At 37.9% G+C, this 22,192-nt stretch carries 20 protein-coding genes and 2 riboswitches; of the genes, 5 read left to right on the forward strand and 15 right to left on the reverse strand.

Features of this window, described 5'->3' with window-relative positions:
* Positions 1-107: 107 nt before the first annotated feature.
* The 9 genes from LD272_RS08525 to LD272_RS08565 all read right to left on the reverse strand — a co-directional run bounded on the left by LD272_RS08525 (position 108) and on the right by LD272_RS08565 (position 8,696).
* Positions 108-572: a hypothetical protein gene (locus tag LD272_RS08525; protein WP_226036179.1), complete on the reverse strand. Its 465-nt coding sequence runs from the start codon at positions 570-572 to the stop codon at positions 108-110.
* Between the two features lie 78 nt (positions 573-650).
* Positions 651-1,505: a MurR/RpiR family transcriptional regulator gene (locus LD272_RS08530; protein WP_226036180.1), complete on the reverse strand. Its 855-nt coding sequence runs from the start codon at positions 1,503-1,505 to the stop codon at positions 651-653.
* Entirely contained in the window at positions 1,498-2,403 is a 906-nt protein-coding gene (locus LD272_RS08535; protein WP_226036181.1) for an ROK family protein, read from the reverse strand. The genes LD272_RS08530 and LD272_RS08535 overlap by 8 nt, the downstream gene beginning before the upstream one ends.
* A 12-nt stretch (positions 2,404-2,415) precedes the next feature.
* Positions 2,416-3,126 (reverse strand): N-acetylmannosamine-6-phosphate 2-epimerase, encoded by a 711-nt coding sequence (locus LD272_RS08540; protein WP_226036182.1) that lies wholly within the window; start codon positions 3,124-3,126, stop codon positions 2,416-2,418.
* A gap of 22 nt (positions 3,127-3,148) precedes the next feature.
* Positions 3,149-3,991, reverse strand: coding sequence for a carbohydrate ABC transporter permease (locus tag LD272_RS08545; protein WP_226036183.1), 843 nt, complete (start codon positions 3,989-3,991; stop codon positions 3,149-3,151).
* A gap of 10 nt (positions 3,992-4,001) precedes the next feature.
* Positions 4,002-4,877: a carbohydrate ABC transporter permease gene (locus tag LD272_RS08550; protein ID WP_226036184.1), complete on the reverse strand. Its 876-nt coding sequence runs from the start codon at positions 4,875-4,877 to the stop codon at positions 4,002-4,004.
* A 71-nt stretch (positions 4,878-4,948) separates the two neighbouring features.
* Positions 4,949-6,358 carry an ABC transporter substrate-binding protein gene (locus LD272_RS08555; RefSeq protein WP_226036185.1) on the reverse strand — a complete coding sequence of 470 codons (1,410 nt, stop codon included), beginning with the start codon at positions 6,356-6,358 and terminating at the stop codon, positions 4,949-4,951.
* A gap of 203 nt (positions 6,359-6,561) precedes the next feature.
* Positions 6,562-7,689: a Gfo/Idh/MocA family protein gene (locus tag LD272_RS08560; RefSeq protein WP_226036186.1), complete on the reverse strand. Its 1,128-nt coding sequence runs from the start codon at positions 7,687-7,689 to the stop codon at positions 6,562-6,564.
* An 89-nt stretch (positions 7,690-7,778) separates the two neighbouring features.
* On the reverse strand, positions 7,779-8,696 hold the full coding sequence (locus LD272_RS08565) for a dihydrodipicolinate synthase family protein (protein WP_226036187.1): 918 nt from the start codon (positions 8,694-8,696) through the stop codon (positions 7,779-7,781).
* Between the two features lie 777 nt (positions 8,697-9,473).
* Here LD272_RS08565 and LD272_RS08570 point away from each other — a divergent pair.
* Positions 9,474-10,436 (forward strand): nuclease-related domain-containing protein, encoded by a 963-nt coding sequence (locus tag LD272_RS08570; RefSeq protein WP_226036188.1) that lies wholly within the window; start codon positions 9,474-9,476, stop codon positions 10,434-10,436.
* A 521-nt stretch (positions 10,437-10,957) separates the two neighbouring features.
* On the opposite strand, the gene LD272_RS08575 is transcribed toward LD272_RS08570, so the two are convergent.
* The 5 genes from LD272_RS08575 to LD272_RS08595 all read right to left on the reverse strand — a co-directional run bounded on the left by LD272_RS08575 (position 10,958) and on the right by LD272_RS08595 (position 16,323).
* Entirely contained in the window at positions 10,958-11,581 is a 624-nt protein-coding gene (locus tag LD272_RS08575) for a glycosyltransferase family 2 protein (protein ID WP_226036189.1), read from the reverse strand.
* Positions 11,582-12,061: 480 nt separating this feature from the next.
* Entirely contained in the window at positions 12,062-12,694 is a 633-nt protein-coding gene (locus LD272_RS08580) for a response regulator transcription factor (protein WP_226036190.1), read from the reverse strand.
* Between the two features lie 134 nt (positions 12,695-12,828).
* Positions 12,829-12,914: riboswitch (cyclic di-GMP riboswitch) on the reverse strand.
* Positions 12,915-13,026: 112 nt separating this feature from the next.
* On the reverse strand, positions 13,027-13,839 hold the full coding sequence (locus LD272_RS08585; protein WP_226036191.1) for a glycerophosphodiester phosphodiesterase family protein: 813 nt from the start codon (positions 13,837-13,839) through the stop codon (positions 13,027-13,029).
* A 450-nt stretch (positions 13,840-14,289) separates the two neighbouring features.
* A complete protein-coding gene (locus LD272_RS08590; RefSeq protein WP_226036192.1) occupies positions 14,290-14,856 on the reverse strand; it encodes a nitroreductase family protein in 567 nt (188 codons plus the stop codon).
* Between the two features lie 162 nt (positions 14,857-15,018).
* Complete coding sequence (locus tag LD272_RS08595) at positions 15,019-16,323, reverse strand: DUF5667 domain-containing protein (RefSeq protein ID WP_226036193.1); 1,305 nt, start codon at positions 16,321-16,323, stop codon at positions 15,019-15,021.
* 78 nt (positions 16,324-16,401) lie between these two features.
* Positions 16,402-16,486: riboswitch (cyclic di-GMP riboswitch) on the reverse strand.
* Between the two features lie 296 nt (positions 16,487-16,782).
* Between LD272_RS08595 and LD272_RS08600 the strand changes: the two genes are divergently transcribed.
* Positions 16,783-17,844 carry a C40 family peptidase gene (locus LD272_RS08600; protein ID WP_226036194.1) on the forward strand — a complete coding sequence of 354 codons (1,062 nt, stop codon included), beginning with the start codon at positions 16,783-16,785 and terminating at the stop codon, positions 17,842-17,844.
* Positions 17,845-18,039: 195 nt separating this feature from the next.
* Here the strand turns inward: LD272_RS08600 and LD272_RS08605 are convergent, their stop codons facing one another.
* Positions 18,040-19,365 (reverse strand): UDP-glucose dehydrogenase family protein, encoded by a 1,326-nt coding sequence (locus LD272_RS08605; protein ID WP_226036195.1) that lies wholly within the window; start codon positions 19,363-19,365, stop codon positions 18,040-18,042.
* A 466-nt stretch (positions 19,366-19,831) separates the two neighbouring features.
* Here LD272_RS08605 and LD272_RS08610 point away from each other — a divergent pair, with 466 nt between their 5' ends.
* The 3 genes from LD272_RS08610 (at position 19,832) to LD272_RS08620 (ending at position 21,664) form a co-directional block, all read left to right on the forward strand.
* Positions 19,832-20,599, forward strand: coding sequence for a C40 family peptidase (locus LD272_RS08610; RefSeq protein ID WP_226036196.1), 768 nt, complete (start codon positions 19,832-19,834; stop codon positions 20,597-20,599).
* A 135-nt stretch (positions 20,600-20,734) separates the two neighbouring features.
* A complete protein-coding gene (locus tag LD272_RS08615) occupies positions 20,735-21,037 on the forward strand; it encodes a hypothetical protein (protein WP_226036197.1) in 303 nt (100 codons plus the stop codon).
* A gap of 162 nt (positions 21,038-21,199) precedes the next feature.
* Positions 21,200-21,664, forward strand: coding sequence for a YusW family protein (locus tag LD272_RS08620; RefSeq protein ID WP_226036198.1), 465 nt, complete (start codon positions 21,200-21,202; stop codon positions 21,662-21,664).
* Positions 21,665-22,192: the final 528 nt, after the last annotated feature.

Consider the following 22,192-nt stretch of genomic DNA (forward strand, 5'->3'; position numbering starts at 1 on the left):
ATTAATTCGATAGATCTATCTCGCTTTCCTTTGTTTCATTTGAATATGAGGATTTTAATAAACCAAAAGCCAACATTAAACTAATTAATGCTGGCTTTTGGTTAAACTTATTTAACTGAATTTAACTTTTGCAGATAACGTGTGAGTGCGCATTCTCTGGCCTTGAGTGAGAATAAATCAAGGATGAGTGCGCATTCCACGCCATTGAATGAGAATAAATCCTGCACGAGCGCGCATTCCCGGGATTGAGTGAGAATAATTCCAGCACGAGCGCGCATTCCACGCCATTGAATGAGAATAAATCCTGCACGAGCGCGCATTCCTGGGATTGAGTGAGAATAAATCCGGGCTAAGCGCGCATTTCCACGCCACTGAGTGAGAATAAATCCAGGATGAGTGCGCATTCCCTTGCCTTGAGTGAGAATAAATCCAGCACGAGTGCGCATTCCATGGCCTTGAGTGAGAATAAATCCAGGATGAGCGCGCATTCCATGGCCTTGAGTGAGAATAAACCTAGGATTAGTGCGCATTCCACGCCCCTGAGTGAGAATAAATCCAGCACGAGCGCGCATTCCACGCCCCTAAGTGAGACGAGCGCTCATCATAATTAAATAAGCAGATCACATTATATTACCTGCTTCGCTGTTTTGTTATAGTAGCTTTTCGATGACGGATTTTGCGGTGCGTTCGCGATTAACAATTGATTCTTTGTTTGTTCGTTTGAAATACTCTGCAAAAAGGAGATCTAATAAGTATAGCTGTGAGATTTTTGCGGTAATACTTCCGCCTTGTAACGGGCCTTCGTTGGCACCGCAAATTAGCGTTATGTCGGAGTATTTCGTTAGCGGTGATTTCGCGAATCTTGTAATAGAGATGATTGGTACTCCTCTTTCTTTTGCAACTTTTGCAATTTCGATTGAATCTTTCGTCGATCCTGAGTATGAAATAATTACAGCTACTTCGTTCTTAGTCATTAATGAAGCTGTCATCATTTGAAGGTGGGTATCTATCGAGCATTCTGTCTTATTCGTTATCCTCATGAATTTATTTTTTGCTTCCATGGCAGTCAAAAGCGAAGAACCAACACCGTAAAAGTGGATTCTTTCGGCATTGATCATTTCATCAACCGCTTTTGACATATCTTTAGAATTAAGAAGGTTACGCGTTTCAGATAATGCGTCAACTGTTGATGATAATACCTTTGAAGCGAGTTCGTCGATTGTATCTTGCATGGTAATTTCGCTTGATAGTTGTGGTGTTTCATCTTGCAATGATAAGCTATGCGCAATCGATATTTTGAACTCCTGGTAACCTTTAAGGTCCATCGCTCGACAGAATCTAAACACACTAGTATCACCAACCTGACAGGCGTCAGCCAAGTCCGTAATCGACATATAAATGACTTCTTTTTTATGCTCGACAACAAATGTTGCCACTTTCTTTTCTGTATTCGTTAAAGACTGAAACCTTGATTTAATTAATGTGAATATATCTACATTAGTCATTACGTACTCCTTCCGCCTGTCCTGATAAATGAAGTGATATCGCACCCATTACCCCAGCTTTATTTCCTAGTGAAGCCTTTACTATTTTAATTTTTGAAAAACTTCCCATGATTCGTTGTTTAACTCTCGTATTTATCATACGAACTATTTCTTCTCGTTCCATAATCCCTCCACCGATAATAATTGCTTGGGGATTAAAAACATGAATTAAAGATATAAGTCCTATCGCTATTTCATCGATCCAATCGTTAACAACCTTATCTAACATACGATTTCCTTGATTATAGTTATCTATAATAATTCTACCATTACTATACAACTCGTTAACTTCGATTGACTTTTTCACTAAAGCTGTCACAGATCCATACATTTCGTAGCATCCATTTCCACCACAAACACACGGTAGTCCGGAGGGGTGAGTGATGATATGACCAAACTCACCAGCAAGTCCGTTTGTTCCGTTATATAGGTTGGAATCAAGTACAATTGCACCACCAACACCAGTCCCATAAGTTAAACAAAGAAAATTGGTAAAATCCTTACCACTACCAAAGTTTTTTTCACCTAATGCAGCAGCATTTACATCATTTTCAACTTCAACAGGGACATCGAATCTTGACTCTAATATATACTTTAGTTTTGTCCCTGTATAGTTTGGTATATTTTGATTAGCATAGGTGATTTCACCCTTAAGATTATCTACTTGACCGGCAGTACTAACACCAATTGCATCAAAATCGCTAAACTCTGAAATGATTCGAATGACCTTTTCTACTACGTATTTTCCACCTTTTTTACTTTCAGAATCATATTCTTCAAAAAATTCAATAGCACCTTTTTCATTGGATATACAAAGTTTTATCGAAGTTCCACCAATATCTACTCCTACTAGTTTCATTGGATTCATCCTTTAGGCTTCTTTGTAGCTATACTCTTTAATACGTTCAGCAAATCGCTTCGTTATTTCCATCGGTCTTGTAATAGCTGTTCCTACGACAGCAGCATGCACACCTACTTCAAGCATCGAAGTTAATTCTTCAGGAGTAGAGATTCCACCTTCTGCAATAATTGGAATAGGGATATCTTCGACGATTCGCTTCGCTAATTCTACATCTGGTAAGCTCTTCCCTTTTGTAGACTCGGTATAACCACTTAAAGTAGTACCAATCAAGTCAAAACCCAATTGATATGCTTCTTTCGCTTCTTGATATGTAGAGCAATCAGCCATAAACAGCTGATCTCTATATTTCTCTCTAATCTTAGGAAAAATTTCAGTTATCGTCGTTTTATCGGGCCGAATCCGGTTGGTGGCATCAAGCGCTATAATTTCGACACCTTCCTGATACAAAGCATCAATTTCCTTCATTGTTGGAGTGATGAAAACACCGGACTCATCATATACTCTTTTAATTATGCCAATAATCGGCAAATTTACAACCTTTTTAATCTCTCTTATGTCTTCTACACTATTGGCTCTTATTCCTTTAGCTCCACCAAGCATTGCAGCATATGCCATCCGGCCCATAATAAATGGGCTATGAAGTGGTTCTTCGGGTAGGGCCTGACAAGATACAATCAGTTCACCTTTTATATTTTCAAATAAATTTTCTGTCGTTTTCATAAAATCATCCCCATGATCTGAATTATCCTTTTTCTGCACCAATTGTTATTCCACTAGTAAAGTACCGTTGGAAAAACACAAAGATTACTAGCATTGGTATTGCTGCTACTGTAGCGCCAGCCATTTTATATGCAAAATTTGGATTTAAGTCTTGCATTAAGGTAGCAATTCCTACATTTAATGTCTTCACATTTTCTTCTTGCCCAATAACAAGTTGCCATAAATAGTCATTCCATACTTGAACGAAAAACAAGATAAATAATGCACCAATACCTGGTTTTACAATTGGAAGCATAATTTTAACGAACGTCCTTAGTTCACTTGCTCCGTCCATCCTTGCAGATTCTCGTAAAGAATCCGGGATACTATCAAAAAATCCTTTTAGTAGGAAAACTCCAAAAGCAGTTGCCACATTCGGCCAAATCATTCCATTTAATGAATTAACCATACCTAAGTCTTGAACAACTCTAAATAAAGGAACAATCATTACCTCTTTTGGTATCATTAAACTTGAAATGAAAATAATAAAGATTACATTTTTTCCCTTAAATTCTAACTTTGAAAAAGCATATGCTGCAAGCGAACTAACAATCACCAATGCAACGGTTGATACAAGCGATACAATAATACTGTTCATCGCCCACCTAAATGCTGGCTGGTTATTAAAAACATCAATATAGTTGACATAATTGAATGTTTTTGGAATCCAATCTGGTGGCATTTTCACTACTGCCGCACTATTTTTAAACGAACTAGTTATCAACCAAAACAATGGAAACACACTTAATACAGCGAAAAATATTACTAAGGCATTTGCTACTAGATCAAATTTTTCTAATTTACGTTTGTTTTTTCGTTTAAACATCTTCTCACCTCTACTCCTTCCTCAACATAGTTCTAAGCTGCGGGATAGCTAATAGTAATGCAATAACAAACATAATTACACCGACAGCTGAGGCAATTCCCAACTGATTATATTTAAATGCATTATTATATAGGAAATACATCAGTGTTGTTGAAGCATTATTTGGGCCACCTCCGGTTAGGAGTTGGATAACTACGAATATCTTTAAAACAGCAATGATATTAATGATGATGATATATAAAGTAGTAGGCTTAACTAATGGAATTAATATCTTAAATATGACGTCTTTTCGATTAGCTCCATCAATTTCAGCCGCTTCAAATAATTCCTTTGGGACACCAATCATCGATGCAATATAAAGAATGATTGCCTGACCAACATTGGTAGCAAATGTAACAAATATAATCACTGGCAGTACTAAGTCTTTATTACCAAGAAAATTTACTGCTGGTAGTTCTAACTCTCTCATCACATAGGGGATCAGTCCGTTAGCTGGATTTAGCAAAAAGCCCCAAATCATACTCATTACAACCATGGACACCATCACTGGGATGTAATAACTCCCCCTAATAAATGATACATATTTTGCATTTTTATCAAAAATAGCTGATGAAACAAAAATAGCAAATAGTACTGTTAAAGCGACGATCGCAACTACGAAAACAACTGTATTAATGACTGATTTAACGAAAACAGGATTGCTAAACAACGCTGTATAATTGTCAAACCCAACAAAAGTTGTCCCTTGATAGCTTATTTTAAATAAACTTAATCGGATGCCTTCAAAAATTGGATAGACAAGAAATACTAAAAAAAAGAGGAGTTGAGGCGCAATAAAGAGATATCCTGTCATGTTTCTCTTCAAGGCGTAGCGATTTACTTTCATAAACACCCTTTTCCTTTCTAAAATTCAGGGCCCCTGCTTTCGGGGCCTGAACCTATAATAAAATACTTTTTTTATTCACTATAAATAACTGAGTCTGCTCTTGAACTTTCAATTACTTCATTACCTTTTGTCTGATAATCCTCGACAACTTGCTCAGGAGTCTTTTCACCAGTGTATAGAGCTTGTAGCTCAGGATATAAAACTTGTCTTAATTCGCTGTATCCTGGCACGTTACCAGTAAAACTGAACATATATTGGGCATTTTCATCGTAGGCCGCAAAGAATGGATTCTCATCCTTAAATTCTTCAGCAACGGAAGTTCTTACTGGTACGCCATTTTTCGAAGACTTCACTAACTCAGGATCAGATGAGAAGAATTTAACAAAATCCTTACTTACCTTAATTCTTGTTTCGTCACCTGTGTCAAATACCGCTGCACCTGTTACATAAGTGAACGTTAACGGATCTCCACTTTCAGATGGAATATTAGCTAATCTTGCATCAAATTCTGGTGCATTGCCACTTTCCATATCTGCTATCGTATTGTTATATAAAACGGAGTTAGTAAAACTTATACCAAGTTGTTGGTTTTGGAACATTGCATTTACGTCATTAGAAGAAACGGATTCAGCACCAGGGTTGGTTAATCCTGAATCATTGATATCTTTCATCCATGCTGCAGCTTCAGCCCCGTTCTCATCATTAAGAACGATGTTACCGTTATCGTCAAAGAATGGATTACCGAACATTCTAAGGTATGCTAGATTCCATGTATCACCTTGGGTATTAAGGGCATATAATCCCATTGGGTATGCATTTGAATATTTATCAGTTGGAACGTCTTCTTTAAGTGTGTTTAGAACGGTGTCAAACTCATCTAATGTCCATGTCTTTATTTCTTCTTCACCACCAACATAGTCTTCAAGACCTGCAGCCTTGAACATATCAGCGTTATATACTAATGTCCCTGGCATATGTGAGTATGGATAGAAATAAACGTCATCTCCAAATGTTACTGTATCCCAGTAATTAGAGGCAATATCACCTTTTGCTTCCTCGTCAACAATGTCATTCAATGGTACTAAAGCACCTCTATGGGCATAGTCACCCATCGCGAACACACTTTCATAAAAAATATCTGGAGGTGTACCACCATTTAAATTAACATTTAACATTTCATCTCTTTGATCAGCTGCTATAACTTCAACATCTATTTCGACATCGTATTCTTCATACTGTGCCGCAAATTTTTCTGCTGCATGATTGAAGAAACTATCATAATCCGCTCCCTCTTCGTCAGAATCTAATACACCCTTCCACTGAGGAGTCAACCACAAAGATAATTCTACTTTATCTTTACTTGAATCTGAATCTGATGAATCTGTTGTTCCTTCAGAACTACTTCCTTCGTCACTACAAGCTCCAAGAATAAAAAGAATTAACGCAAATCCTAAAACAACAAACAATCTTTTTCTTAACATCCTAATCCCTCCTGTTTTTATCAACCTTTGTTATTTGAAGATGGACTTTAAGAGCCCATGAACTTCCATATCAAATACTGCACAAACGACTAAATTTCTTTTTTAGTAAAGATAGGGGGGGCATGATGGCTTATTTACCTCAGGAATGGTTTCTACCCTGAGATTATGTGTGTTATTTCCCGACTGAATTGCCATTCTTATCGTTAACTTACTGTGGCTTGAGCTTTCATTGCTATAATTTCATCGACACTTACTTTTCTATCTTCTTTCAGTGATAAAGTAAGCGCATCTGCTGTCGCAACAGCGGCTCTAGCAGCTGTACCGTCTAGTAACGGAATAAATTCTTCCTCAACTTCTAATCCTAGTAATACATCATGAAAATAATTCAATTCTTTTTTCATTATCGTATCTAACCAGATAGGAACCTTCGTTTTTGGATCCCCATACATAATGCCACCTTCAAGTTCTTGATAAATCCTTCTTCTATTCTCGTCCTCTACTTCTGATGCATGAAGTAAAATTCTCTCTTCTTTATCAAGGGTCTTCACCACTACATTGACATTCTTAAGATCTATTAAAATAGCTCCCTTAGTCCCTTGAATCTTGACGTAATGTTCTCCCAACCTAAACGCGGAACCATATTGGATTGTTGCAAACGTATTATTTTTAAACTCTAATGAAGCAAGTAATAAATCGTCTTCATCACCAAATTCTTCTCCTTGGTGAGCAACATTCCCACCTACCATACACACTCTAGTAGCTGGCCCCATTAGAAATTGAATAAAATCTAATTCGTGGATATGATGATATAAGTGACCACCAGATAATTTCTTTTTCTTTTTCCAACTCACTTGTTCCTTGGCATCTTCCCAGCCCGTTCGTTCAGCATGACAGAAAAGAATGTCACCTATTTCCCCATCATTAATGACTCGCTTCGCTTCACGTACACCATCGATGAAATTCATGACATGCCCAGCCATAAAGACCAAATCATTTCGCTTTGTGATTTCAATCATTTGGTCGCAATCCTGGTAGGAAAGTGCAATCGGCTTTTCACAAAAAACGTGCTTGTTATGTTTGGCAGCATACAAAACCGGTTCTTTATGATTCGCATTTGGCGATGCAATAATCACAGCATCAATATCTTCTCGTTTGCATAAGGACTCTATGTCCATTTCCTGATCACAATCAAGTTCTCTTGCGATTTCTTCAGCGTTATTTGGATCATAGACAGCAACCACTTTTCCACCTTGCACATCATCACGGATAATCTTTGCAAGACCATAACCAAAGTAACCGGTTCCAATTACACCGTAATTAACTTTCCTCATCCGCATTACTCCTTTAGTTTGAAACGATCGTTATTCTGCCTAGTCTATTTAATCTGTTTAAAATTAGTATGTAACTAATTTAATCAACCTCAACTACTAAAATTTAAAATCGCTTGATTAATGTTGTTCTTGATTTCTTCGACTTTTGCCAAATCCTCTTCGATCACTGGAGGCATTGGTTCTCTTACGCTTCCAACATTAACGCCTTGTAGTTTAAGTATTGCTTTTATAACTGCGTACATCGAACCATGGAGTGAATTTAAAGCAATAATAAAAGTATTAATCTCACTTTGAATCGCTCTAGCATCTTCAAACCGACCCGTTGAGACATATTTCTCAGCCATTAAATATAATTCCGGCATGACTGCATATGTTCCGCCGATCCCAGCGTCTGCTCCAATCAATCTACCCGAAACATACTGTTCATCAGGACCGTTGAAAACGATAACATTTTTGCCGCCAATCGTTTTGAATCTTTCTATGTCCAACACAGGCATAGAAGAATTTTTAACGCCGATTACTTTTTTATTCTTTAACATTCTTTCAAATAGATTAATAGATAAGTTATATCCTGTTGTTTGTGGAATGTTGTAAATGATAAACGGTAGTTCCGTTGAGTCGATGATTTTCGTCCAATAGGTGTAGATAGAATCTTCCGGAAGCTTATAATAAATTGGCGGTATCGCTGACAACGCATCATAACCTAATTCACTTGCGTATTTAGCTAATACCACACTGTCTTTTGTTGACGGAGCACCAACATGTGCGATTAGCGTGAGCTTTCCTTTCATTTCCTCAGCAACATACTTCAGTGTTCTTTTTCTTTCTTCGATACTTTGATAAATACATTCCCCAGAGCTTCCACCTACATAAAGGCCTTTCACTCCCTTATCAAATAAATAGACTGCGAGGTTTTTTGTTCTTTCCTCTGACACTTCACCATTTTCATCATAGCAAGCGTAAAAAGCTGGAATGATACCTTTAAATTTGTCTAAAGTCTCGTTCACGTAACCATCCTCCTTCAAGGATTTTTAAATTTTCTAATAATTATTAGTACAACCAAAGATTATCACAAGATTGTTTTTTTGTAAATAATTTCTTTTATTTTATTTTTTTATGAAAAAAATATCCACTTTTATTTTTTCTGTTCTTCTGGATTTCAGCTAGATTGGGGCTATTACTCGGGCTGAGTGAGGGGCTAGTGCGCATTCCGACGGCCTGAGTGAGAATAAATACAGGATGAGTGCGCATTCCGACGGCCTGAGTGAGAATAAATACGAGGTGAGTGCGCATTCTGACGACCTGAGTGAGAATAAATACGGGGCGAGTGCGCATTCTGACTGCCTGAGTGAGAATAAATTCAGGATGAGCGCACATTCTGACGGCCTGAGTGAGAATAAATACGGGGCGAGCGCGCATTCCGATGACCTGTGTGAGAATAAATACGAGGTGAGTGCGCATTCCTGAAGTGAAAAAGTTGATTCCTATTTCAGGGAGGGATTGCTTAGTGTATCAAATAGTAAATGTTGGAGACTGTTTATTAATATAATGCTATCTAGTTCTAATTATAATGACGGCTTTATATTCACCTTTGTTACTAATGAATTGGTTCCTAGATGAAAAAGATACTAATTTCTAGTAAACCGGAAAAAGTTTCCGCAGGATGTAACGAAAGCAAAACATGCTTCCACTTCTTTTTTATCTTTGGTCTATTAACTCATTTAATAGAGGATTTTTCATTAACTAGTAGAATATATTAGTTAACTTAAAAAGGAGTGATATTATTGATCATTAAACACACAGCTGTTCCAATCCTGAACTTGAAGTTGGAAGCACTGGCAAGGAGATTGTCCCAAAGCCATAAAATGCGACCAATTGTATTGGAGGAATTAGCAAGACGACAGAAAGGATACTTGGGAGAAGGATCACTTGATTATTACCTCGATCCATTACCATATAAAGATTTCCACATTTTTTATGATACTCGCTTAAAGAATGGCAAATACCACTTCCAAATTGACTCCCTCCTTCTAACTCCTCAATTTGCAGTTATTATAGAGGTGAAAAACTTCTCCGGTGATATCCATTACGACGCAAAATCAAAGCAATTTTTCCGAGTGATTAATGGAAATCAAGAAGGGATTAAGAACCCAATTGCTCAAGCTGAAAGGCAGCAAAGGGAGCTGCTGAGATGGTTTAACAAAAACAATTTCAAGCCTGTCCCAATCGAATTCCTAGTTGCTATTAAAGAGCCGGCTACAAAAATCATGGTAACACCTGGCGGCGAGCATATATTAGAAAAAATTCTCCACTTCGATCACCTCGCAAATGCTATTTTCGACATTCAAAGAAGGTATAAAAAGCCTATTCTAGACCATACACTTATCCAATCGATTGGAAAGAAATTAATAAGTTCTCACACTCCATCCGATGTAGAAGTCCTGACCAAGTATGGTATTAATAAATCGGATCTAATAACAGGCGTCAGGTGTCCAACGTGTAATTCCTACCCAATGCGAAGAATCCCTCGACGATGGCAGTGTCCAACGTGCTACGCAGAATCAAAAACCGCACATGAACAAGCAATCCACGACTATATTTTATTAATAAGTACCACCATCACAAACCTTCAGAGCAGACATTTCCTCCATATCGAGGACCGAAGCCTAGCAACAAGAATACTATCAGCTATGAATTTACCACATACAGGAGAGCATAGAGGACGAGTCTACTATCGACCGGAGTAGCGATGGGGCGAGTGCGCATTCCACAGGCCCGAGTGAGAATAAATCTAGGATGAGTGCGCATTCCATCGCCCCGAGTGAGAATAAATCCAGGATGAATGCGCATTCCACCGCCGAGTGAGAATAAAACCCAGGTGAGTGCGCATTCCACAGGCCTGAGTGAGAATAAATCCAGGATGAGCGCGCATTCCACAGGCCCGAATGAGAATAAACCCAGGATGAGCGCGCATTCCGATGGCCTGAATGAGAATAAAACCCGGGCGAGTGCGCATTCCACCGCCCTGAATGAGAATAAAACCCGGGCGAGCGCGCATTCCACGGGCCTGAGTGAGAATAAGTGCGCATTCCATCGCCACGAGTGAGAATAAATCCAGGATGAGCGCGCATTCCACAGGCCCGAATGAGAATAAACCCAGGTGAGTGCGCATTCCATCGCCCTGAGTGAGAATAAAACCCGGGCTAGTGCGCATTCCATCGGCCCGAGTGAGAATAAATCCCGGGCTTATTCCCTCAATCTTATTTTGCTATCTTTTATTAAATAAAGTCCAAACTACAAACTTCAAGGATCTCTTCAATATCAGATAGTTTGATTGAGTGGAATGGCCTTCCATTCTATCGATTACTTTTGTCGGAACCTCTTTAACGCGAAGATTGCGTTTTTTCGCTTTAACGATGAGCATTCCACCATAAGCAATGTCATCTTCAACGAATTGGACACACTTTTTCCGCATTGCTTTAAAGCCTGTCGTGGCATCTGAGACACCGGCAGCTAGAGCAATAATCTTTTCGCCTAGACGTGGAAGTTCGGACCTGGTGCCTAGAACTAGATCTGCTTCATCATTCAGGATAGGGTTAACTATTTTCTCTATTGATTCGATTGGATGTTGCCCATCCGCATCGAGAGATACCATTGCATCAAAAGTCGCTGCATGAAAGCCAGTCATTAATGCGGCTGTTGGACCCATGTTGTTTACATGTTTAACAATTTTCACTCGCTCAAATTGCTCTAAGACCTCTATTGTGTTATCCGTACTACAATCATCTACCACGATTATTTCAGCGTCATCTATTGTTTCTATTATTTTTCCCAGAACAATGGCGATTGATTTTGATTCATTATATGCAGGAATTACGATTGAAAAAGACAATTTAACTACCTCCGCGACTATGCTTAATGAGAATTATAGCATACAGATTACGGAACCTTTAACCACGACAACAAAAGCCGCCGGGGCTGGACGCGGCTAACTTAGTAATTAATCATCCGCGGCAGAAAAATCTATAGTTTACTAGACAATACAGGAAAAGCCTCAGCAGAAAACGGCCTGCTGAGGCTTTGAAGATTGATTGGCTAGTCGGCGAATGCGGGGGATTTCCATGCTGATTAGCTTTTAACTATTGTTGATGCTATCTATGCGCGGTATATATTTCGACACCGTACTGCTTTCATCCACCTAAATGTAACATTTCCCAGGAAATACTCCTATCATTCAACAAATTCACTCAGTTAAAAGCAAATAGTAGCGACTAGAATTATTTAGTATTAATAAATTAAATCTTCTACTAGTATCACCGTTATACTTGCTATATCTAAAGATAGCTTGACTTTCACTTATTCCAATACAAAATCAGCTAACTAAATACCAGTCATTTTTCAGTGCTTTCAAGACGGCATTCGTTCGGTCACAAACTTTCATCTTACTCAAGATTGAGCTTACATGGTTTTTGGCTGTTTTATCTGAGATAAATAATTCTTGGCCGAGCCTTTCATTGCTGTAACCCTTGACCATTAGTTCTAAAACTTCCCACTCTCGTTTTGTTAAAACTCCAATTGGACGGTCGACTTGGCGTTTTGTGTGAACACGGACATAATCTTCAAGGAGTATTGGTGACAGTTTGTTATCAATATAAACATCACCTTTTAAAACAGAGGTAATTGCGTTAATTAAGTCTTCCTTCTCTATTCCATTATATAGATATCCATTCAAATTCAATTTGAACAATTCGGTTAATTGACCTTCATTTAACTCATTTGCCCAAACAATCACCTTTTTGTTTGCATTTTGATACTTTGAAATAATTGGTGTGACATCGATCTCTGAATCCAAATTAACGATAATTACCTCAGCTAAATCTGGTTGATTAAGTACCTCTGATGGATTAATTGTACAAACTTGGAAGTTGTTAAGCTCGTTTTTCAGTATTTCTGTGATCCCATCTCTAAAAAGAGAGGCTTCCATAACGATATAAAATTTTTTCATGTTTCATCACCTAATCCCTTCTTATTCAATATTGGGATCGCCTTATCCATTTAAAAAGGGCTATTCTCCTAAAAGAACAGCCCTAAGCAGACCTTCATTAAATCAAACTTAGCTTGATTTAATAAAGACTCGTTCATGGTAGCCAGGCGATCATAGTTTTAAACCTTAGACCCTAGGAGCTTTGCGTCCTATCCTTTCGAATAGTTTGCCTTTGTCTTCAACGTATGCAGTTATATATCAACCATATACTTAACTATCAGAATAATCAACAGATTTATCTTGCAAATTTTAATTTAATAAGGTAGACATTCTATTTCAGGTTGACTAGATGATTAATTCGATGAGCTTAATTTTAGCAGAACATCCGGTTTGTTCGTGAATATCCCATCGACATTAAAAGTCAACATTCGTTTCATGCTATTGATTTCATTAACGGTATAAGCGTGGACAAGCAGATTATTACCATGAGCTTTTTCCACAAAATCTTTATCAACAACCCTATAATCAACACCGATTCCATCTGCATAAGACTCAATTTCTTTCAGTTTATGATCAGTTAAATTCGTTGCACTTTCGCTATTTAGTAATTTAATAAGAGGAATGTTATCATTTAATTTTTTCATCGTCAGCAAACTACTCTCACTGAATGATTGGATTATTACCTGGCCATTAAACAAATTAAGTTGATACTTAACTAAAAGATCAAAAATAGCCTCCTCCGTTCCTTGCTTAGGTTTCTTTGTCTCAATATAATAGTTTGTATTCGTTCCAAATCTATCAAAAATTTCAGCTAATGTTAGAATTTCAGCTCCTTCAAAATCTGTACCAAACCATTTGCCAATATCAATTTGCTTGATCTCTTCTAGAGTATATTTCTCTATTTCCCCTGTCCAACCTGTTTTCTTATTGAGCTTATCATCGTGATAAGCAACTGGAATACCGTCTTTTGTCATTTGCACATCAATTTCTAGATAATCAGCGTTCATTTCCTTCGCCAAATTGTATGACTGCATCGTATGTTCCGGCGCATAAGCAGAAGCACCACGATGTGCAATTGTGATAAATTCACCTTTTTTAATTTTAATCTCTTCACCACTAACAAGATTCGTCACTATAAGAAAAGATAATAATAAAAGCACAGCCACCTTCATTTGATCACCTTATTTCTTAATATTTCCTAATTAATCAATCGTTTGATTGATTAATTAGTATAAATGGCCAAGTGGCTATTTATTAGTGAAAGTATCCCCTATTATAAGTGAACTTATTAAGGAGCCTGTTTAATTTCAATTTTCAAGTAACAAATCCCAGCTTAGAATACTTCCCTATAACGCGGAAAACACGCACTCTGGGACGCCGAGCGAGAGTAAAACCAAGGCGGGCGCTCATTCCGGACGCTGAGTGAGAATAAAGCTACTGCGAGTGCGCATTCCGGACGACGAGTGAGAATAAAATTCGTGCAAGCGCTCATTCCGGACGACGAGTGAGAATAAAACCCGTGCGAGCGCTCATTCCGGACGCTGAGTGAGAATAAATCCAGGCGAAGAGTGCTCATCAAAAAAACAGACCGCCTCAGGCGATCTACTGTCTTCTTTTTATTTAAAAGTGCCTTCATGGATAGATTCCTCTAGTGGTCTACGGTCAGAAGGTTGTTCTCTTTCTTGTATCTCTTTTGGCAGGGCTTCTTTTTCTCCTTGATAGCCAATTGCGACGACTGCGTGGATATCAAATTCTTCTGGAATGTTTAGTAATTCTCTTGCTTCATCTTTGTTAAAGCCACCCATTGGATGGGTAATCAAGCCGTTTCGCGCCGCTTGTAGGGACAGATAACCCCAGGCAGCACCGGCGTCGAATGCATGTGCGCCACTTTTACGCTCAGAGATAATTAGAGCGAGTACTGGTGCTTTTTCACACCATGTTCTGTTCCCTTCCATAATAAAGGAATGAAATCTTGCCAGGTCATCTTCAGAACGTGCTAATATGAATCTCCATGGTTGGGTATTTGATGATGACGGTGCCCAACGCGCCGCTTCAAATACACTCATTAACACGTCTTCAGGTACCTGTTTTCCCAGGAAGGAACGTGGTGACCAGCGTTCCAAGAATATTGGATCTATTTGATGGTTAGATTTGCGAATTTGCGAAACTTGTGTCTTATTCATACAGTTACATCTCTCCTTAAATTATCTATCTTAAGCTATAGTATATTGTGATAATACCTTAAATCCAAGAGTTCTGTTTATATTTTTTCCAACATGTGACAATCAATGCCTAGTATAAATATAAATAAAAAAAGAGCAGGGAACCCCCGCTCAGAATCATGATTATTCATTATCGTCTTCGTCTTCTTCTTCGTCGTCTTTATCCTGTTTGTTTGCTGCTTTTTCTTCGGCCTTCTTTGCTTTCTCTTCAGCTTTTTCCTGTGCTCGTTCAGCTTTTTCTTCGGCCTTTTCCCTTGCACGCTCAGCCTTTTCCTCAGCTTTTTCTACTTTTTTCTCTTCTTCTTCTTCAGCTTTCTCTGCTTTCCTTGCTGCTTCCTCTTCGGCTTTTTCTGCTTTTTCAGCTGCTTTCTCTTGAGCTTTTTCGGCTTTATCAGATGCTTTCTCTTCAGCCTTTTCTGCTTTTCGAGCTGCCTTTTCTTCAGCTTTTACTGCTTTCTCCATTTCTTTTTCTTGCTGTTCTTCAATTTCTTCATCGTTCTCTTTTAGGTCTTCATTTATTTCTTCATCTGACTCTTCAAGCATTTCACTTGTTTCTTCCTCGATTTCAACACTCATTTTAGCCATTTCTAGTTGGTACTCTTCCTCATTCATTTCACCAGAAGCTAATTCAGCCTCGATTTCTTCTAGCTCCTCATTTACTTCTTCCTCGTATTCAGCTAGTTTTCTATTCATTTTCTTTTCTAATTTTTCTTGTGCTTTAGCAACATTTTTTTGTAAAGCTGCTTTTGCTTTGGGATTTGTTATTTTTTCAATAGCCGCATTTAATGCACGGATGTTAGCAGAAAATCTCTCTTCTAATTCAGCACGAATCGTATCAACTGAATCTGTTTCATCTGATTCTTCACCCTCATCAACTGCTTCAGAATCATCAGCCTCTTCATCTCCCGAAATTATTTCTTCGTCTTCTTCGGGTTGATCAGCTTCTTCAGTTGATTCTTCGTCTTGTTGATACTTATCTAGCGCTTGTTCTTGTTGCTTAATTGCTTGTTCTAGCGTTTCTTTTGCTAATTCTTCTTCACCAGCTATAAATAAAGCCTCAGCTTCTTTAATACGTTCCTCAGCATTTGTAACTAATAATCCTAGTTCTTTTTCGTTATCAAACGTCATAGCAATTTTAAAATTCTCGATAAACTTTTTAGCAAAATAGAAGAAATCTCCCGGAAGAATTGCGGGCGAGTCTTCCTCAAGCTCTACCTCTTCTTCAGACACTTCTCCAGCGTCTGTTTCAGAACTATCTTCAGTATCTGCTTGACCATCTTCCACCGTATCATCGACTGTTTGAACAGTTAGCTCATTTGATTGTTCATCCTCATTTGCAAAAGCTTGTCCTGTCCAGGTTGTAAACACAAAAACTGTTACGAGAACACTTGCCACTAAAAAGCGAATTTTATTTCTAATTTTATCCATAAAAAAACCTCCCAAGTTTTTTGGAAGAATTTCGAAATCAACTCAGGGGGGTAAATAAACCGAGTTCTTTCTCCATCCTTCAGCGATCCGGCCACCATAGTGATTTCACCTTAGGTCCGTGACTTTGCGCCTCTACTTTTCAATAGATTTGCCTTTTTCAAATGATAGAAGTTTACCTTATTCTATTATACTTCATTATATCTCACATCTAGTTTATTTGCTATCAAACTTTTCAAAAAATAGTCAATACTACTACAGGATAACCAATTTCAGGAATATTCCTATGAAGAAACTAGGTTATTAAACTCATTGATTAACAGGTTACTGATTCTACCCACAACCTGATAAAGAAGACTAATTTTTTTACTTAAATTAGTAATTTTGTCTGATTTTTCTACAAAATACTATGATATACTTAGGTAATATATAATTTGATCGTGAGAAAAGGGGATTGATGGAATGAAAAAAACGTTGTTGTCGCTTACTGCAGGTGCTGTTATTGCCTCTTCCTTTGCCGCTGGTAGTGCTGAAGCCGCTACTTACAAGGTACAAAAAGGTGATTCCTTATGGTTGATTGCCCAGAAACATAAAACAAGTGTCAATAATTTACGAACGATTAATAACCTTAATAGTGCAATTATTTTTCCAAACCAATTACTAAAAATTGACTTGGAAACCGCACCTACTAAACCGCCAGTCAAATCAGAGCAGGTGAAAAATGAGGTCACCACCTATAAAGTAAAAGCAGGTGACTCACTTAGCAAAATTGCAGCAGCACATCAGATTTCACTAACCAATCTGATGGAATGGAACAAACTTACGACGACGTTAATTTATCCAGGTGACGTATTTGCCGTTACTAAACCTAGCAGTTCATCCACTAATGAAAAACCTGCTCCAACAAAGAAGCCAAGTGATTCAGGAAGTTCTAATGATTCAAGTTCTTCCACTCCAACATCTACATACAAGGTGAAAGCTGGCGATTCCCTTTGGAAAATTGGTAATAACCAAGGTGTCTCCATCAGTGACTTAAAAAAGTGGAACAACCTTTCTTCTGATGTCATTCACATTGGACAAACATTACAATTAAAAAAGGCAGCACCAGAAAAAGTCGAACAGCCTAAAGTAGAACAACAACCTACCGAACAAGTAGACTACAATATAACCAAACTATTAAATGAAGCAAACAAATTACTAGGCACAGCTTATTTATTTGGCGGATCTAGCCTGAGTACTGGATTTGATTGTAGTGGATTTATTCACTATGTCTACAATAAAGCAGGTAAATCAATTGGCAGATATTCAAGTGATGGCTACTATAACCGCTCATTTTATGTCAACAAACCGCAAGTAGGCGACCTTGTCTTTTTCGAAAATACCTACCGTAAAGGCATCTCTCACTTAGGTATTCTCGTAGGAGACAACAAATTCATTCACGCAGCCTCAGGCGGTGTTCAAGTTACTAGTCTAGACAACTCGTATTGGAAGAAGCACTTCGAAGGATTTAAGAGACTATATTAGAAATAAGCAATCCCCTCCAGAAATTGGAGGGGATTGCTTTTTCTTCTACTTAATGCGCGCTCAGCCTCCTTTTATTCTCACTCACGGCGCAAGAATGCTCGTTCAGTTGGCTCTTATTCTCATTCAAATCCTGGATCGCCCACTCAACCTCCTTTTATTCTCACTCACGGCACAAGTATGCGCACTCAGCTCATCCTATTTCTCTATCAATTCCTTCACTTCGCCTACTACTGGCCTTCCTACTGAGTGGTATTCAATTTGATGTTCTTTCATTTTCTCTAATTTGAAGCAGTTTCTACCATCGATAACGAGTGGGTAATTCATCGTTTTGAATGAATTAAGTCGAATATTTTTGATTTCATCCCATTCGGTTAGGATGAGCGTGGCGTCGCTATTTTTTACCGCTTGATCGATATCTTCTATATACTGAACCTTATTGCCAAGGATAGCTTTCGCATTAGTTATCGCTACTGGGTCATAGGCTACAACTTCGGCGCCATTTTCTAAAAGTTTTTCGATCACGACTAGTGAGGTTGCTTCACGCATGTCATCGGTATTCGGTTTAAATGCTAAACCTAATACTGTGATCTTTTTCCCTTTTAGTGTGGGCAGTCTTTCTACTAATTTATTTACTAACAGAACTTGCTGTTTCTTATTGACATTGACAACCCCTTGAAGCACTTCAAACTGATAATCACAGCTGCTAGCTAGTTGAATAAGTGCCTTCAAATCCTTTGGAAAACACGAGCCACCATAGCCAATTCCAGCATTTAAAAACTCGGAACCTATTCTTCTGTCTAGTCCCATCCCTTTTGCTACGTCTTCTACATTGGCATTTACCTTCTCGCACAGATTGGATATTTCGTTAATAAAACTTATTTTGGTAGCAAGGAATGCATTAGAGGCATACTTAATCATTTCTGCACTTCGAATATCTGTATGAAATACTGGGACGCCGAATGGTTGATTAATCTTTTCGATAACCTTCGCCGCTCTTAGACTTTCGGAACCAATCACAATTCGATCTCCATGAAATGAATCATAGATAGCCGATCCTTCTCTTAAAAAATCGGGATTCGATACGACTTCTACACTAAATTCGTCTACAAGATTATCGTTTATAATTTGTTTGATTTTTTCATTTGTCCCAACTGGAACTGTGCTCTTTGTAGCAACAATGGTATCTTTTTCTATTGTTTGCGCAATTTTCTTAGCAACATGCTCTACACATGATAAATTTGCTGATCCATCTTCGTTCTCAGGGGTACCGACTGCAATATAAATAACATCGGCGTCCAAAACACCTAATTTATGATTCGTTGTAAAAATTAAGCGATCATTTTCAATATTTTTAACCATCATTTCAGCAATTCCGGGTTCATATATTGGGGAAATGCCTTGTTTCATTTTCTTGACCTTTTTTAGATTGATATCAATACAAGTTACAGTATGGCCAATATCTGACAAGCAAACTCCGGTTACTAAACCCACATATCCCATACCAACGACAGCAATTTTCATCAACAATCCTCCACTAGCTAGTTATTATGTTAAAATCGGACTTGTTTTGTTCGTATTTTACAGCGCTAAATTTCTATTCTATTGTTAAAACGAACAACAAGTTGCCTATAGTATAGCAAGAGAAAATTGAAGAATGGATAAGAACTATTGTTACGTTTTGTCTAAGATTAACGAACGATTTTGATTGCAAATTCACTTGTTATTTTAAAAAATAAGCTTCTAATTCAGCTCAAGTTAAATCGAAATTCCAATCATCAAAGCTCCAGCACCGATTACCAGATCATCCAGATTTAACCGTAATTATGACAGCCCTATTAAGTCGGATTACATGTTGTTAACAAAGGCCAATTTCTAGCTAATCCATGCTATACTCACCTAGTCATTAACAACCATCAACGAAAAAATTTCCACAATTAGGATAAAATTTTTCTTACTGTATAAAATACAACGAGGAGAGTGAAACAACATGAAGAAATTAAGTAAAACAGTATTAACAGCAGCTGCGACTCTAGCGATTGCAACTGGATTTTCATCGAACGCAGAGGCAGCTTCTTACACCGTTAAATCGGGCGATTCGCTGTGGTCAATCGCAAAGCAACACAACACATCGATTGCCAACTTAAAATCATTTAATAATCTTGCAACTAATACAATCTATGTAAACCAACACCTTGAAACGAGTCAATCTAACACAATAACAGCTTACAAAATAAGTCCAGGCGATACGCTATCCTATATCGCTAAGCGATACAATCTATCTATTTCAAACTTGAAGTCGTGGAATAATCTTTCTTCTGACATGATTTATGCTGGACAAGTACTAGAATTAACAGCACCTAAAGCGCAGCAAGCATCAGCTAAAAGAATTGATAGCACCTATGTAGATCGATTGATTGCTGAAGCGAAAAGCCACATCGGCACACCATACGAATGGGCTGGAACATCACCTGGTGGATTCGACTGCAGTGGATTCATTTACTATGCGCACAAGCAAGCAGGTAAAAACATCTCTCGTACGACAGCCGCTGACTACTATGACCAAGCAACAAAGATTAAAAGTCCACAAGCAGGAGATTTAATTTTCTTTAAAAACACCTACAAGAGTGGAATTAGTCATATGGGCATTTATATCGGCGATGGCGAATTTGTTCACGCAAGTTCTAGTGGGGTTCAGGTTACTAGTGTAAACAATTCTTACTGGAGCAAGTACTTTGCTGGTTATGGAAAGTTTTAACATACGAAAATAAAACAGATAGCCTAACACAAATAGGCTGTCTGTTTTTTTATTTGAAGAGGTGACAGCCGTTTATGCTAAAATACATATTGTGAAAAATGTTTTTTAACAAAGCAAAAAGAAAGGCAGTGCTACATGTTTCAACGACTTATTTCATATATGACACTTTCAATGACCCGTTTTTCTCTTCGTAACATACTAAAATTAAAGGATACGAGGGACTATTATTCCGTTAATGAGATCATGCAAACGTACCAGGAAAACCTCATTAAGCACAATCAGTTGAATGAGGATTTAACAGCTGGCCCAGTTTTAGCACGCAACAAATTATCAAAGAAATTAATAGCTTCTTTTACTTTAATGCGCCATAAACAGCACGAGGACGACTTTTATCTTCAAGTAGCAAAAGAGTGGGTGAATAAACGGAGTAAACAGTAAAATTCATACAAATAGACTACACGTTCACCTACCCTACTTTTATTCCAAACTTAGACGTCTCTACTGATGTTGTTCGCTATGACCTATCTCATTAAGTTGTAATATTTTACTGCTATTCAGGAAATAATAGTACAAACTTGAGATAAGGAAGTGATCATAAAGATGAAAGAAAGAATAATTTGGATAGGAAGTTTCATGATTTTGTCACTATTACTTTTTGCTTGTGGTGATAATGATGAAGTAGAAAATCCACCACAAAATGCTACAGATGAAGATCAACAACAAGGAACGGAAAACGATACAAACACCGATTACGGTTTTACCGAATTCGATCTTGATGCAGATTATCAAGATACGAATGATGCACTTGATGTTGACTATGAACATGAAAATAATGATAAGATTGAAGCATCGTATCGTGACAAAGCACAAGAAATAAATTTAACTGGTGATGCAGCACTTGAAGAGCTAGACAGTATTTTTTCTTCCTTTACCTTTGATGAGAACACACCAGATGAAGAAATTTTAAATACAGTTACTGAGGCGTTTAATGTTCCTAAAGACGCCAAAAATATCGAACTAGATATCCTATTTAATGGTGGTATGGAAAAAGAATACAGGAGGTAACTATGAAACAGGCTTGAAACTAAAGCCTGTTTCTTCCTTTTCAACTTCACGGATGGTCCATTTCATTGGCTGTAATATAAAATCAAATTTATGCAAAAAAGCTCTTACTTTTTAAACGCCCCTAGTCAGAAAGCAAATAATATGGTTTCTAGTTTCCACTATGAAAGTCTATGTAGGCATTGCCTCCAGTTTGAAACACTTTCTTTAATAAAAGGATGTTTTTCGATAGAATGCGAAGTAACTTTATCGTGACTTCCATCCATTCTGTAAGAGTTGAGTGCTGAATCGGCGTCCCGGAATGCGCACTCAATCTGGTTTTATTCTCACTCAGCGACCCAGAATGCGCACTCAACCTGGATTTATTCTCACTCGGCGGCCCAGAATGCGCACTCAACTTGGATTTATTCTCACTCAGCGATCCAGAATGCGCACTCAACCTGGATTTATTCTCACTCGGCGGCCCAGAATGCGCACTCAACTTGGATTTATTCTCACTCAGCGACCCAGAATGCGCACTCAACCTGGATT

Origin of the sequence: Aquibacillus saliphilus, assembly GCF_020404745.1 — a bacterium.
GTDB classification, from domain to species: domain Bacteria; phylum Bacillota; class Bacilli; order Bacillales; family Amphibacillaceae; genus Aquibacillus; species Aquibacillus saliphilus.

Excerpts from the sequence above, each read along its gene's own strand:
- LD272_RS08525 (WP_226036179.1), bottom strand. The coding sequence starts at position 572 with ATGCGCGCTCGTGCTGGATTTATTCTCACTCAGGGGCGTGGAATGCGC.
- LD272_RS08530 (WP_226036180.1), bottom strand. The coding sequence starts at position 1,505 with ATGACTAATGTAGATATATTCACATTAATTAAATCAAGGTTTCAGTCT.
- LD272_RS08535 (WP_226036181.1), bottom strand. The coding sequence starts at position 2,403 with ATGAAACTAGTAGGAGTAGATATTGGTGGAACTTCGATAAAACTTTGT.
- LD272_RS08540 (WP_226036182.1), bottom strand. The coding sequence starts at position 3,126 with ATGAAAACGACAGAAAATTTATTTGAAAATATAAAAGGTGAACTGATT.
- LD272_RS08545 (WP_226036183.1), bottom strand. The coding sequence starts at position 3,991 with ATGTTTAAACGAAAAAACAAACGTAAATTAGAAAAATTTGATCTAGTA.
- LD272_RS08550 (WP_226036184.1), bottom strand. The coding sequence starts at position 4,877 with ATGAAAGTAAATCGCTACGCCTTGAAGAGAAACATGACAGGATATCTC.
- LD272_RS08555 (WP_226036185.1), bottom strand. The coding sequence starts at position 6,358 with ATGTTAAGAAAAAGATTGTTTGTTGTTTTAGGATTTGCGTTAATTCTT.
- LD272_RS08560 (WP_226036186.1), bottom strand. The coding sequence starts at position 7,689 with ATGAGGAAAGTTAATTACGGTGTAATTGGAACCGGTTACTTTGGTTAT.
- LD272_RS08580 (WP_226036190.1), bottom strand. The coding sequence starts at position 12,694 with ATGAAAAAATTTTATATCGTTATGGAAGCCTCTCTTTTTAGAGATGGG.
- LD272_RS08590 (WP_226036192.1), bottom strand. The coding sequence starts at position 14,856 with ATGAATAAGACACAAGTTTCGCAAATTCGCAAATCTAACCATCAAATA.
- LD272_RS08595 (WP_226036193.1), bottom strand. The coding sequence starts at position 16,323 with ATGGATAAAATTAGAAATAAAATTCGCTTTTTAGTGGCAAGTGTTCTC.
- LD272_RS08600 (WP_226036194.1), top strand. The coding sequence starts at position 16,783 with ATGAAAAAAACGTTGTTGTCGCTTACTGCAGGTGCTGTTATTGCCTCT.
- LD272_RS08605 (WP_226036195.1), bottom strand. The coding sequence starts at position 19,365 with ATGAAAATTGCTGTCGTTGGTATGGGATATGTGGGTTTAGTAACCGGA.
- LD272_RS08610 (WP_226036196.1), top strand. The coding sequence starts at position 19,832 with ATGAAGAAATTAAGTAAAACAGTATTAACAGCAGCTGCGACTCTAGCG.
- LD272_RS08615 (WP_226036197.1), top strand. The coding sequence starts at position 20,735 with ATGTTTCAACGACTTATTTCATATATGACACTTTCAATGACCCGTTTT.
- LD272_RS08620 (WP_226036198.1), top strand. The coding sequence starts at position 21,200 with ATGAAAGAAAGAATAATTTGGATAGGAAGTTTCATGATTTTGTCACTA.